The organism is Pseudomonas sp. NFXW11 (assembly GCF_049887815.1).
In the GTDB taxonomy this organism is placed as follows: domain Bacteria; phylum Pseudomonadota; class Gammaproteobacteria; order Pseudomonadales; family Pseudomonadaceae; genus Aquipseudomonas.
Genome location: NZ_JAGEKI010000002.1, coordinates 325,954 through 338,722 on the forward strand (window position 1 = coordinate 325,954; position 12,769 = coordinate 338,722).

Sequence of the window (12,769 nt, forward strand, 5' to 3'; positions counted from 1 at the left end):
CAACTTCGACGATGCACTTTGAGGACTACAACAATGATTATCTACGGTGTGGCCTTCCTGGCCTTTTGTACCCTGGTGGGTATTTTCATCGGTGAGCTGCTGGGCAAACTGATCGGCGTTCCGGCCAATGTCGGCGGGGTGGGCATTGCCATGCTGCTGCTGATCGGCCTGGGCAGCTACCTGAACAAGCGCGGCTTGTTCACTGGCAAGTCCGAACAGGGCGTGGAGTTCTGGGGCGCGGTGTATATCCCCATCGTGGTGGCCATGGCGGCACAGCAGAATGTCTATGGCGCGCTCAAGGGCGGGCCCATGGCGATCCTTGCGGGAACCCTGGCGGTGGTGATCGCCTTTGCCCTGGTACCGGTACTGGTGCGCATTGGCAACAAGGCGCCGGATGTGGCCGACGCGGCCGTTGCTCAGAAGTCAGTGGGGTAAGGGCCATGTACGAATCGATGATGAAGGTCATTACCGGCTACGGATTGATCAGCGGTTTTGCGGTGATCGGGATCACCATGTGGGTCTCTTACTGGATCTCCAACACCTTTACCAAAGGCCGCCTGCATGGCTCGGCCATCGCCATCCTGCTGGGGCTGGTGCTGTCCTATGTGGGCGGTGCCTTTACCGGCGGGCAGAAGGGCGTGGTGGATATCCCGTTGCTGTCGGGCATCGGCCTGTTAGGTGGGGCCATGCTGCGGGATTTCGCGATTGTCGCCACGGCCTTCGGGGTCAGTGTCGAGGAGCTCAAGCGGGCTGGTTTCGTTGGTGTGCTAGCGCTGTTCGTCGGGGTCGGCTCGTCCTTTGTGGCGGGAGTCGGGGTGGCGATGGCTTTCGGTTATACCGATGCGGTGAGCCTGACCACCATCGGCGCCGGGGCGGTGACCTACATTGTCGGGCCAGTGACGGGCGCGGCGATCGGCGCCAGTTCCGAGGTCATGGCGCTGTCGATTGCCGCGGGGTTGATCAAGGCGATCCTGGTGATGGTCATGACGCCTTTCGTGGCACCGCTGATCGGCCTCAACAACCCGCGCGCCGCAGTGATTTTCGGCGGCCTGATGGGCACTTCCAGCGGTGTTGCCGGGGGGCTGGCGGCCACCGATCCGAAGCTGGTGCCTTACGGTTGCCTGACAGCGGCGTTCTATACCGCCCTGGGCTGCCTGTTGGGGCCTTCGCTGCTGTTCCTGTTGATGCGTGGGCTGCTGGGTTCCTAACTGTCGGACGCTCGAGTACGCCTACGGCTCCTGGCGGTTGGCGTACATCCGGCATTCGGCCAGCAGCGCCAGCAGGTTCGGGTCGCGCTCCTTGGCCTTGAGGAAGACCACGCCGATATGCTGCTGCAGGCGGTAGCGCGCCTGCAGCGGGATCAGCTTCACCCGGTTTTCATACACCGCCGCAATCCTCCCTGGCAGCAAGGCATAGCCCACCCCGGAGCTGACCATGCTCAACAGGGTGAAGATGTCGTTGACCTGCATCGCCACCTTGGGTTCGAACCCCGCCTGCTTGAACACCCGCACGCCGTCCTGATGGGTGGCAAAACCCTGGGTCAGGGTAATGAAGGTGGCATCGCGCACGTCGGCCAGGTCGACTTCGCCCTGCTGGGCAAAGGGTGAGTCGGCGGGCGTGGCGAGGAAGATGTCATCGGAAAACAGCGGCAGCTGCTCGCAGTCCGGGTCATTGACGCTGTCGTCCAGGGAAATCAGGATGGCGTCGGTTTCCATGTTCTTGAGCTTGTACAACAGGTCGATATTGGAGCCCAGGATCAGGTCGATATTCAGCTCGCTGCGTCGCAGCTTGAGGCCCATGATCAGCTGCGGCACGGTTTTCACCGTCAGTGAGTAAAGTGCGCCAAGCTTGAAACGTTCTGCCGAGAAGCCTGCGGCTTCGCGGGTCAGGCGTACGCTCTCGACCACGTCCTGCACCAGTTTCTGCGCCCGCTCTTCCAACACGAAGGCGCTTTCCAGGGGCGTCAGGTTGCGCCCCTCATGCTTGAACAGCGGGCAGCGCAGGGCGTTTTCCAGGGAATGGATGGCCCGGTGCACGCTGACATTGCTGGTCTGCAGTTCGCTGGCGGCACGGGCCAGGTTGCCGGTGCGCATAAAGGCCAGAAACACTTCGAGCTTCTTCAGGGTCAACTCTTCGTCGATGAGCATGGTCCGGACTCTGGTGAGGAGGCCTGATGATGCCCGATGAGTCAGGCGGTGGCCGCTGGTTTTTTCCCGGTTGTGCCCCAATGGACATATTGCGTAGTCAGACTGCAGGCCTGAGGCTTGCGTGCTTTTTTGATTTTTCAGGTTTACAGGGTGAGCGACGGATGTATCACGGAGAAAGATTCAACGCCTGGACCCACCTGCTGGGGGCGGTCGCGGCGTTTATCGGCGGCATCTGGCTGGTGGTTCTGGCCAGCCTCGATGGCAGCGCGTGGAAGATCGTCAGCGTGGCGATCTACGCCTTCACCCTGCTGGTGCTGTACAGCGTGTCCACGGTCTACCACAGCGTGCGTGGCCGCAAGAAAAGCATCATGCAGAAGCTCGATCACTTTTCCATCTACCTGCTGATTGCCGGCAGCTACACGCCATTCTGCCTGGTGACCCTGCGCGGGCCTTGGGGCTGGGCGCTGTTCGGCATCGTCTGGGGGCTGGCGCTGATCGGCATTCTCCAAGAGATCAAGCCACGTTCCGAGGCGCGCATCCTCTCCATCGTGATCTATGCGGTGATGGGCTGGATCGTGCTGGTGGCGGTCAAGCCGCTGCTGGCGGCCCTGGGGCCTGCCGGTTTTGCCTGGCTGGCGGCGGGCGGGGTGCTGTACACGGTGGGCATCATCTTCTTTGCCCTGGACAGCCGGTTGCGCCATGCCCACGGCATCTGGCACCTGTTCGTGATCGCCGGCAGCCTGCTGCATTTCGTCGCCATCCTGTTTTACGTCCTGTAGGCGCCGGCATGCACGGGGGCTGTTGTAGGAGCCAGCTTGCTGGCGAAAAGGCCCGCAAGACTTGCACCAAACTCAGGGGCGCCTTCGCTGGCAAGCGGAACGCCGCCCGGCCAGCTGCTACAGGGGGCTGTCGAGCTGGGCTTGGGCCTGTTGGGCGAAGATCTGCAGCAGGCTGGCCAGGGTGTGGGGCGGCGGTTCGGTGGCGCGGGTCACGGCGTACAGGGTGATCGGCAGCGCCGGGCGCAGGGGCCGGATGGCGGTGCTGGCCGGTGCGGCGCCCAGGGCGGTGAAGGGATCGATCAAGGCCAGGCCGGCGCCGGATTCCACCATGGCCCGGGCCAGGGAGTAGGTCTGCACCGCGATGCTGATTCGCGGTGGCGGCTCTACGGTCTTGAGGTAGCTGTCGAGCCTGGCTGACAGCGGGTCGGCGCTGCTCAGGCCGATCAGTGGCGCATCTGCCAGTTCCTGCAGCGCCAGCGGCTGGCCTAGCGCTTCCTGTGGCCAGTAGCCCTGCGGCGCCAGCGCCACCAGCACCCCCTGAGCCAGGGCCTGGGCACTCAAGCCAGGGTGATCCGGGCGTTGCAGGGTCAGGGCGACATCGATTTCGCGCATCAACAGGTTCTGCACCAGCTCGCGGCTATGGGCGCTGGACAGTTCGCACAGGCTCTCGGGGTAGAGGCGGGTCCATTGGCTGATGGCCGGCGGCAGCAGGGCCAGGGCCAGGGCCGGGGTGGCACCGATGCGCAGGCTGTGGCCCGGGGCCCGGCGCAGGCTCTGAGCCAGGCGCCGCACGCCTTGCAGGCTTTCGCTGACCTTGTCCACCTCGCGTTCCAGCTCCAGGGCTTCCGGGGTGGGCTGCAGCTTGCCCCGTACCCGCAGGAACAGCGCAAAACCCAGCTGCTGCTCGGCGTGTTGCAGCACCTTGGTCACCGCCGGTTGCGAGACGTGCAGAAGCTGCGCGGCGCCGCTGATGGAGCCGGCCTGGCGAATGGCCTGGAAAATCTCGATATGCCGAAGGCGCATGGGCAGTCCATAACCTTGGTTTATGGGAGGGCCATCTTTATTCATTGTCCGGCGCCTGTCACCTGGCCCTAACCTCGGCTCATTGAATTTCCGGGCAGGGGCGGTCATGAGTCAGCAGGTGTGCATTATCGGCGGTGGAGTCATAGGCCTGGCCAGCGCCTATGCCCTGGTGCGCCAGGGGTTCGAGGTGACCCTGGTGGAGGCCCAGGAGTCCCTGGGCAGCCAGACCAGCTTCGCCAATGGCGGGCAACTGTCCTATCGCTATGTGGCACCCCTGGCCGATGCCGGGGTGCCCTGGCAGGCCCTGGGCTGGATGCTCAAGGGAGATTCGCCGCTCAAGCTGCGGCCACGCCTGGACCCGGCGCAGTGGCGCTGGCTGGCGGGGTTTCTCGGCGCCTGCCGGCGTTCGGTGAACCAGCGCAATGGCGCGCATCTGTTGCGTCTGGCGCTGCTTAGCCAGGCCACCCTGCAACGCTGGCGCGAAGAGGATGCCCTGGAAGACTTCGACTGGCGGCGCAATGGCAAGCTGGTGACCTTTCGTGAACCCGGCAGCTTCGAGCATGCCCGGCACAACCTCGCCGACAGCCGCCAGCAGCAGGTACTGTCGGCTGCCGAATGCGCGGCCCTGGAGCCGACATTGGGAGAGACATCCTTCATGGGTGGCATCTACACCCCGGACGAAGAGGTGGCCGACTGTCATGCCTTCTGCCAGCAACTGGCAGCACGGCTGCGGGCCTCGGGGCGTTGCGAAATTCTCCTGGGGCAGCGGGTGCGGGGCATTCATCATCGGGGCGACCGGGTGCAGGCCATCGATCTGGGCGAGCGCCTGTTGCCGGTGGAGCATCTGGTGCTGGCGGCCGGGCATCGCAGCGCCGAATTGCGCCTGCCGGGGCTGGCGCTGCCGCTTTATCCGCTCAAGGGCTACAGCCTCAGCGTGCCCATCGGCGCGCAGCACCGGGCGCCGGACATCAGCATCACCGACTACAACCGCAAGATCGTCTATGCGCGCATCGGCCAGCAGCTACGGGTAGCGGCCATGGTCGATATCGTCGGCTTCGACCCCGCGCCGGACCCGCAGCGCCTAGCCCTGATGCGGCGCCAGGCGGCAGAGACCTTCGCCAACGCCGGTGACTACGCCGCCGCCAGCGAATGGGCCGGCATGCGCCCGGCGACCCCCAGCGGGGTGCCGCTGATCGGCGCCAGCGCCTATCGCAACCTGTGGCTCAACCTCGGTCATGGCGCTCTGGGTTTCACCCTGGCCTGTGGCAGTGGCCAGCTGCTGGGCGAACTGATCGCCCAGCGCCCCACCAGTATCGACATGCAGGGCCTGGCGCCCCGCGCCGCCTGAACCTTCCCTTGCCCCAGGAGTTTTTCATGAGTATCCAGCGTCTCCACAGCAACCCGCGCCTTAGCGGCGCCGTGACCTTCGCCGACCTGGTGTTCCTTTCTGGCCAGGTGCCGGGGGCCAGTACGGATATCGCCGGCCAGACCCGCGAGGTGCTGGAGAAGATCGACGCCTTGCTGGCCGAGGCCGGCAGCGACAAGCATCATTTGCTCAGCGCGACCCTCTACCTCAAGGATATCCAGGCCGACTTCGGCGCCATGAACGAGGTCTGGGCGGCCTGGTTGCCTGCCGGCCAGGCACCGGCCCGCACCACGCTGCAAGCGGCCCTGGCACGGCCGCAAATCCTTGTCGAAATCAGCGTTATCGCGGCTCGTCGCGCCAGCGCCCTCAACCCCAACGGAGAATAACAATGCATAAGATCACGTTGCTCGGCTGCACCCTGGGGCTGTTGTTCAGCGCCGTCGCCCAAGCCAATCAGGCGCCCCTGGACGGCACCTTGGCGAAGATCGCCAACAACGCCAGCATCACCTTGGGTTATCGCGATGCTTCGGTGCCGTTTTCCTATATCGGTGACAACAGCGGCAAGCCCATGGGCTACTCGGTGGCGCTGGCGGGCAAGGTGGTGGAACGCATCCAGCAGCAATTGCAGCTGCCGCGGCTGGCGGTGAAGTACAACCTGGTGACTTCGCAGACGCGCATTCCCCTGGTGCAGAACGGCACCGTAGACCTGGAATGCGGCTCCACCGGGGTGACCGCCGAACGGCAGAAGCAGGTGGCGTTTTCCTATGGCTTCATCTATGTCAAAGGCCAGTTGCTCACCGCCAAGGACAGCGGGATCAAGAGTTTCGCCGACCTGCGCGGGAAGAACGTGGTAACCACCGCCGGCACCACCAACGAACGCTTTCTCAAGAGCTACAACATCGAACACAAGGTGGATATGTTCGTGATCAGCGCCAAGGACCATGGCGAGGCCTTCCAGATGCTGCAGTCGGGGCGGGCCGCGGCCTTCTACATGGACGATGCGCTGCTCTACGGCGAGCGGGCCAAGGCGCGTGACCCGCACAACTGGGTGGTGGTGGGCGAGGAGCAGTCGCGGGAGATCTACAGCTGCATGGTGCGCAAGGACGACCCGCAGTTCCTGGCCCTGGTCAACGGTGCCCTGGCGGACCTCTACCGCTCCGGGGAGATCGACGGCATCTACCAGCGCTGGTTCCAGCAGCCGATTCCGCCCAAGGGCCTGAACCTGGAGTTCCCCATGACCAGCGAGCTGAAGGCGATCATCGCCCAGCCCACCAGCGACCCGGTGCAGTAGGAGCCGGCTTGCCGGCGAATAGGTCCTTGAACCTTGCGCTGCGCTTGCCGGCGCCTTCGCTGGCAAGCGGAACGCCGCCCGGCCAGTTCGTTAAAAATCGCCCCAGAGTTGCTGGGCCACGGCCAGGGCCACCACGGGGGCGGTTTCGGTGCGCAGCACGCGGGGGCCCAGGCGCGCCGGGAGGAAGCCGGCGCCATGGGCCTGCTCCACCTCGGCGTCGCCAAGACCCCCTTCCGGGCCAATCAGGAAGGCCAGGGTCGAAGGCTTGGCGTGGCTTTCCAGGGGCTCGGCCACCGGATGCAGCACCAGCTTGAGGTTGGCCTGGGTCTGCTTGATCCAGTCCGCCAGCAGCAGCGGTGGGTGAATCAGCGGTACGCGGGAGCGACCGCATTGCTCGCAGGCGCTGATGGCCACCTGGCGCCAGTGCAGCAGGCGCTTGTCAGCGCGTTCGTCCTTGAGCCGCACTTCGCAGCGCTCGCTGAAGATCGGGGTGATCTCGCTGACACCCAGCTCGGTGGCTTTTTGGATCGCCCAGTCCATGCGTTCGCCCCGGGACAGGCCCTGGCCCAGGTGGATCTGCAGCGGTGACTCTTGCTGACCGGCGAAGCTTTCATCCAGGCGCACCCGTACCTGCTTCTTGCCGACTTCCACCAGGTTGCCGCGATACTCCATGCCCGAGCCGTCGAACAGTTGCAAGGCATCACCTTCGGCCATGCGCAGCACGCGGCCGATGTAGTGGGCCTGGGCTTCCGGCAACTGATGTTCGCCGAGGCCGAGGGGGGCGTCGATAAAGAAGCGGGACAATCTCATCTGGGTTCTCTGTTGAATTTGAATCGGTGAAAAGCATTCTGTGGCGAGGGAGCTTGCTCCCGCTCGGCGGCGAAGCCGTCGTTGAATCTGCCGGGGCGCTCGCACTACCTGATGCTGGGACCGCTGTGCGGTCCAGCGGGAGCAAGCTCCCTCGCCACAATCAATGGTCCGCTCTAGCCCGGATCGCGGAAGTCCGGATGGAAGTCCTTGGGCACCGCCACGCTGACCTTGTCGCTGGTGGCGATATCGATGCCTTCGCTGGCCACTTCGGCGAGGAAGTCGATCTGCTCCGGGGTGATCACGTAAGGCGGCAGGAAATACACCACGCTGCCCAGGGGACGCAACAGCGCACCGCGTTCCAGGGCGTGCTGGAAGACTTTCAGGCCACGCCGTTCCTGCCAGGGGTAGGCGGCCTTGCTGGCCTTGTCCTGGACCATCTCGATGGCCAGCACCATGCCGGTCTGGCGCACTTCGGCGACGTGCGGGTGGTCCACCAGGTGCGCCGTGGAACTGGCCATGCGCTGGGCCAGGGCGCGGTTGTTGTCGACGACGTTGTCCTGCTCGAAGATGTCCAGGGTCGCCAGGGCCGCAGCACAGGCCAGGGGGTTGCCGGTGTAGCTGTGGGAGTGGAGGAAGGCGCGCAGGGTCGGGTAGTCGTCGTAGAAGGCGCTGTAGACCTCATCGGTGGTCATGCATGCGGCCAGGGGCAGGTAGCCACCGGTCAGGGCCTTGGACAGGCAGAGGAAATCCGGGCGGATGCCGGCCTGCTCGCAGGCGAACATCGTGCCGGTGCGGCCGAAGCCCACGGCGATTTCATCGTGGATCAGGTGCACGCCGTAGCGGTCGCAGGCTTCACGCAGCAGCTTGAGGTACACCGGGTGGTACATGCGCATGCCGCCAGCGCCCTGGATCAGCGGCTCGACTATCACCGCGGCCACGCTGGCGTGATGCTCGGCCAGGGTCTGTTCCATGGCGGCGAACATGTTCCGCGAGTGTTCTTCCCAGCTCATGCCCTCGGGCCGCAGGTAGCAGTCGGGGCTTGGCACCTTGAGGGTGTCCAGCAGCAGGGCCTTGTAGGTTTCGGTGAACAGCGGCACATCGCCCACCGACATGGCGGCGATGGTTTCGCCGTGGTAGCTGTTGCTCAGGGTGACGAAGCGCTTCTTGGCCGGCTGGCCGCGGTTGATCCAGTAGTGAAAGCTCATCTTCATCGCCACTTCGATGCACGACGAACCGTTGTCGGCATAGAAACAGCGGGTCAGGCCCTCGGGCGTGATCTGCACCAGGCGCTCGGACAGCTCGATCACAGGCTGGTGGCTAAAGCCGGCAAGGATCACGTGTTCCAGCTGGTCGACCTGGTCCTTGATGCGCTGGTTGATGCGCGGGTTGGCGTGGCCGAACACATTGACCCACCAGGAACTGACCGCGTCGAGGTAGCGCTTGCCTTCGAAATCTTCCAGCCACACGCCTTCTCCGCGCTTGATCGGGATCAAAGGCAGTTGTTCGTGGTCTTTCATCTGGGTGCAGGGATGCCAGAGCACGGCGAGGTCGCGTTGCATCCACTGGTTATTCAGGCCCATGTAGAGTCTCCTGGGGGCGGTTCGCCGAGAACCTGCCGGTGCCTCGGGTGGGCGTTTGGGCAGGTGCTGACGACGCGGGCGAACAATCGGGCAAGCCTATGCAATGCATGGCCGCGGGACAACCTGTTGTATCGGGGGCGCATGCGCCTTGTGGGCAAAGACGTATCCGGGGGTGACCAGGGCACGAGTCCTTGGGTATATCTGACGGGTCTGAAAATGCCCTTAATCTTTTCTTAACGAGCCAGGTCCAGACTTTCGATCGTATTTCTCGATATTTCAAAGCGAAAATTTCCGCTTTAATTCGATAGGTAAATCGCTAGTCTTGGTCAGCGTTTCTTACAGGATGCAACTCGATGCAGTTACGTAATTCTTCTTCGCGCTACGGCTGGGTCAGCATTGTTCTGCACTGGGGCGTGGCTTTGGCAGTGTTCGGGCTGTTTGCCCTGGGCTTGTGGATGGTCGGTCTGGACTACTACAGCACCTGGCGCAAAGACGCTCCGGACCTGCACAAGAGTATTGGCCTGACGCTGTTGGCGATCATGTTGCTGCGGGTGCTGTGGCGCTTTGTCAGCCCGCCGCCACCGGCGCCGGTCAGCCATGGGGCCCTGACCCGCCTGGGCGCCAAGCTGGGGCATGGCCTGCTTTACCTGGGCCTGTTCGCGGTGATGATTGCCGGTTACCTGATTTCCACCGCCGATGGCGTGGGTATCCCGGTGTTTGGCTTGTTTGAAGTACCTGCCCTGGTTTCCGGACTGCCGGACCAGGCAGATGTAGCTGGTGTGGTGCATCTGTACCTGGCCTGGGCGCTGGTGATTTTCGCCGGCCTGCATGGCCTGGCCGCGCTGAAGCACCACTTTATCGATCGTGACGCGACCCTGACCCGTATGCTGGGCCGCAAAGCCTGATGTTCAACCTTGACTCAAAAGGAATAGAAAGCATGTTGAAAAAGACTCTCGCCGCTCTGGCATTCGGTTCCGCTGCACTGCTGGCCGGCCAGGCAATGGCTGCCGACTACGTGATCGACAAGGAAGGCCAGCACGCCTTCGTCGATTTCAAGATCAGCCACCTGGGCTACAGCTTCATCACCGGTACCTTCAAGGACCTGGACGGCAAGTTCAGCTTCGACGCAGCCAAGCCCGAAGATGCCAAGATCGAAGTCAACGTGCGCACCGCCAGCGTGTTCACCAACCACGCCGAGCGTGACAAGCACATCACCAGCAAGGACTTCCTGGAATCGAGCAAATTCGCCGATGCCAAGTTCGTCTCCACCAGCGTCAAGCCCACCGGTAAGAACGCCGATGGCAAGCTGACCGCCGACGTGGCCGGCGACCTGACCCTGCACGGCGTGACCAAGCCCGTAGTGGTCAAGGCCACCTTCCTGGGCGAAGGCAAGGATCCATGGGGCGGCTACCGTGCCGGCTTCGAAGGCACCACCAGCATCAATCGCCAGGATTTCGGCAAGATGATGGACCTGGGCCCGGCGTCCAACAACGTCGACCTGTACATCAGCTTCGAAGGTGTGAAAGCGAAGTAATTTCGCTGGCAGCAATACAAACGCCGACCTCGTGTCGGCGTTTTTTTTGCTGCCTGTAGGAGCCAGCTTGCTGGCGAAGGCGGTTTTCACCGGTCAGTCGGCGCCCACAAAAAAACGCCCCGGGTCTTGCGACCAGGGGCGTTTTTCATTGCCGTGGGAGGCTCAGCGGTTGCGGGTCAGCAGCGCTGGCTTCTCGCCCCGTGGACGGCTTGGCAGCTGGTCCAGCTGCTCAGGCGTAGGGAAACGATCGGCCTTGGACTCCTTGTGCATGATCTTCGGCTGAGTGCTCCGAGTATTCTGCACCGCAGGCTCCTGGCGCCCCTGGTCGTCACGGTTCGGGCGGCGGTTGCGCGATTCTTCGCGACGACCCTGGCCCTGGCCGTCACGGGCCGCGCCATTGCGCTGGCCGCCCGTGCGCTTGGCCGGCGCACTGCCGGTGCCGCCAGCGCCACTGTTGCGCGGGTTGCCGGAGCGACCCTGGCCGCCGCCAGCACCACCAGCACCGCCACGCGGTGGGTTGCCGGCGCCAGCACCCTGGGCCGGAGCCCCAGGACGACGACCGCGGCCCTGGCCGCCCTTGTTCTGGTAAGGGCTGACGTAGTCGGCGCGGTTGCCGAAGTTGTCCACGTCGTCATCGAGGAACTCGTCCGGAGCCCGATCAGCACGAGGGGCAGCCTGGCGCTGTTCGCGGGCCGGGGTGCCTTCGCGCGGCTTCTGCTCGCGGGCCGGGCGTTCGCCACGGGCCGGCTTGTCCTTGCCGCCCTTGTCCTTGCCCTTGTCCTTGCGCCCGCTGGCGCCGGTGTTGGCGCCCTCGCCACGAGGACCCCGGGCGTTGCGCGGGTTGCGCACGTCCGGCCGCTCACGCACTTCCGGTTTCTCGGCTTCCACGGCGCTGGCATCGAAGCCCATCAGGTCGCCGTCGGCGATCTTCTGCTTGGTCATGCGCTCGATGCTTTTCAGCAGCTTCTCTTCGTCCGGAGCCACCAGGGAGATGGCCTCGCCCGAGCGACCGGCGCGGCCGGTACGGCCGATACGGTGCACGTAGTCTTCATCGACGTTGGGCAACTCGAAGTTGACCACGTGGGGCAGCTGGTCGATATCCAGGCCGCGGGCGGCGATATCGGTGGCCACGAGGATACGTACGTCGCCGGCCTTGAAGTCGGCCAGGGCCTTGGTGCGGGCGTTCTGGCTCTTGTTACCGTGGATCGCCACGGCGCTCAGGCCGTGCTTGTCCAGGTACTCGGCCAGGCGGTTGGCACCATGCTTGGTACGGGTGAACACCAGTACCTGTTCCCAGGCGCCAGCGGTGATCAGGTGCGCCAGCAACGCGCGCTTGTGGCTGGCCGGCAGACGGAACACCCGCTGCTCGATACGCTCCACCGTGGTGTTCGGCGGGGTGACTTCGATGCGCTCGGGGTTGTGCAGCAGCTTGCCGGCCAGGTCCGTGATGTCTTTGGAGAAGGTCGCGGAGAACAGCAGGTTCTGGCGCTTGGCCGGGAGGCGGGCGAGGACCTTCTTGACGTCATGGACAAAGCCCATGTCGAGCATGCGGTCGGCTTCGTCGAGCACCAGGATTTCCACGTGGGACAGATCGACGCTGCCCTGGCCGGCCAGGTCCAGCAGGCGACCGGGGCACGCCACCAGGACGTCGACGCCACGGGCCATGGCCTGTACCTGGGGGTTCATGCCGACACCGCCGAAGATGCAGGCGCTGACGAACTTCAGGTCGCGGGCGTACAGCTTGAAGCTGTCATGCACCTGCGCGGCCAGTTCGCGGGTCGGGGTCAGGACCAGTACCCGGGGTTGGCGCGGGCCGTGACGCTGGGACTTGTCCGGGTGACCGTTGGGGAACAGGCGTTCCAGGATCGGCAGGGCGAAACCGCCGGTCTTACCAGTACCTGTCTGTGCCGCGACCATCAGATCGCGACCTTGCAACACGGCGGGAATGGCCCGCTGTTGCACCGGAGTAGGCTGGGTATAGCCGGCGGCTTCGATGGCACCGACTAAAGCCTCGGAGAGACCGAGGGAAGCAAAGGACATGAGTAATCCTGTTTTAGTGAGGGCTTGGCCCAAAGGGATAATCTTGCCGGGCGCGAATGGCGTTCAAGAGGACGCAATCCCGTCCGGTCCTGCTGGCCTGAAAACCCATCCACCGCTGGCTCGCGCGGGCTGCTTGGCTGCGCCGTAGCGTGGTGGAGAGGTCTTGAACAGGGTCCGGCATCCGGGCGTGAGCCTGGCG

General features: G+C 64.3%; 13 protein-coding genes. 8 read left to right on the plus strand and 5 right to left on the minus strand.

The genetic code is table 11. The features are described 5' to 3' along the window. The first annotated feature begins 33 nt into the window (after positions 1 to 33). Both madL and madM read left to right on the plus strand, forming a co-directional pair. Positions 34 to 435 carry a malonate transporter subunit MadL gene (madL, locus tag J4P02_RS04785; RefSeq protein WP_426188289.1) on the plus strand — a complete coding sequence of 134 codons (402 nt, stop codon included), beginning with the start codon at positions 34 to 36 and terminating at the stop codon, positions 433 to 435. A 5-nt stretch (positions 436 to 440) separates the two neighbouring features. Next, on the plus strand, positions 441 to 1,208 hold the full coding sequence (madM, locus tag J4P02_RS04790) for a malonate transporter subunit MadM (protein WP_426188291.1): 768 nt from the start codon (positions 441 to 443) through the stop codon (positions 1,206 to 1,208). 21 nt (positions 1,209 to 1,229) lie between these two features. On the opposite strand, the gene J4P02_RS04795 is transcribed toward madM, so the two are convergent. Next, positions 1,230 to 2,147, minus strand: a complete 918-nt coding sequence (locus J4P02_RS04795; RefSeq protein ID WP_426188293.1) for a LysR family transcriptional regulator — start codon at positions 2,145 to 2,147, stop codon at positions 1,230 to 1,232. 161 nt (positions 2,148 to 2,308) lie between these two features. Here J4P02_RS04795 and trhA point away from each other — a divergent pair, with 161 nt between their 5' ends. Further along, positions 2,309 to 2,926, plus strand: a complete 618-nt coding sequence (trhA, locus tag J4P02_RS04800; RefSeq protein ID WP_426188295.1) for a PAQR family membrane homeostasis protein TrhA — start codon at positions 2,309 to 2,311, stop codon at positions 2,924 to 2,926. A 117-nt stretch (positions 2,927 to 3,043) separates the two neighbouring features. On the opposite strand, the gene J4P02_RS04805 is transcribed toward trhA, so the two are convergent. Continuing rightward, positions 3,044 to 3,949, minus strand: a complete 906-nt coding sequence (locus J4P02_RS04805; RefSeq protein WP_426188297.1) for a LysR family transcriptional regulator — start codon at positions 3,947 to 3,949, stop codon at positions 3,044 to 3,046. Between the two features lie 106 nt (positions 3,950 to 4,055). On the opposite strand from J4P02_RS04805, the gene J4P02_RS04810 reads away from it, so the two are divergent. The 3 genes from J4P02_RS04810 to J4P02_RS04820 are packed head-to-tail and all read left to right on the plus strand — an operon-like array spanning position 4,056 to position 6,606. After that, positions 4,056 to 5,297, plus strand: a complete 1,242-nt coding sequence (locus J4P02_RS04810) for a D-amino acid dehydrogenase (protein ID WP_426188299.1) — start codon at positions 4,056 to 4,058, stop codon at positions 5,295 to 5,297. Positions 5,298 to 5,323: 26 nt separating this feature from the next. Further along, positions 5,324 to 5,701, plus strand: coding sequence for a RidA family protein (locus J4P02_RS04815; protein ID WP_426188301.1), 378 nt, complete (start codon positions 5,324 to 5,326; stop codon positions 5,699 to 5,701). Between the two features lie 2 nt (positions 5,702 to 5,703). After that, entirely contained in the window at positions 5,704 to 6,606 is a 903-nt protein-coding gene (locus J4P02_RS04820) for a transporter substrate-binding domain-containing protein (RefSeq protein WP_426188303.1), read from the plus strand. A 90-nt stretch (positions 6,607 to 6,696) separates the two neighbouring features. Here J4P02_RS04820 and J4P02_RS04825 read toward each other — a convergent pair whose 3' ends face one another. Together J4P02_RS04825 and J4P02_RS04830 are read right to left on the minus strand one after the other, a co-directional pair. Then, positions 6,697 to 7,416, minus strand: a complete 720-nt coding sequence (locus tag J4P02_RS04825; RefSeq protein WP_426188305.1) for a 16S rRNA (uracil(1498)-N(3))-methyltransferase — start codon at positions 7,414 to 7,416, stop codon at positions 6,697 to 6,699. Between the two features lie 173 nt (positions 7,417 to 7,589). Next, positions 7,590 to 8,996 carry an adenosylmethionine--8-amino-7-oxononanoate transaminase gene (locus tag J4P02_RS04830; protein ID WP_426188307.1) on the minus strand — a complete coding sequence of 469 codons (1,407 nt, stop codon included), beginning with the start codon at positions 8,994 to 8,996 and terminating at the stop codon, positions 7,590 to 7,592. A gap of 353 nt (positions 8,997 to 9,349) precedes the next feature. On the opposite strand from J4P02_RS04830, the gene J4P02_RS04835 reads away from it, so the two are divergent. Beyond that, a complete protein-coding gene (locus tag J4P02_RS04835) occupies positions 9,350 to 9,901 on the plus strand; it encodes a cytochrome b (protein ID WP_426188309.1) in 552 nt (183 codons plus the stop codon). 32 nt (positions 9,902 to 9,933) lie between these two features. Continuing rightward, positions 9,934 to 10,530 (plus strand): YceI family protein, encoded by a 597-nt coding sequence (locus J4P02_RS04840; protein ID WP_426188311.1) that lies wholly within the window; start codon positions 9,934 to 9,936, stop codon positions 10,528 to 10,530. Positions 10,531 to 10,692: 162 nt separating this feature from the next. Here the strand turns inward: J4P02_RS04840 and J4P02_RS04845 are convergent, their stop codons facing one another. Next, the gene (locus J4P02_RS04845) at positions 10,693 to 12,570 is read right to left on the minus strand and encodes a DEAD/DEAH box helicase (protein WP_426188313.1); all 1,878 of its coding nucleotides are present in this window, start codon (positions 12,568 to 12,570) and stop codon (positions 10,693 to 10,695) included. Between the last annotated feature and the right edge of the window lie 199 nt (positions 12,571 to 12,769).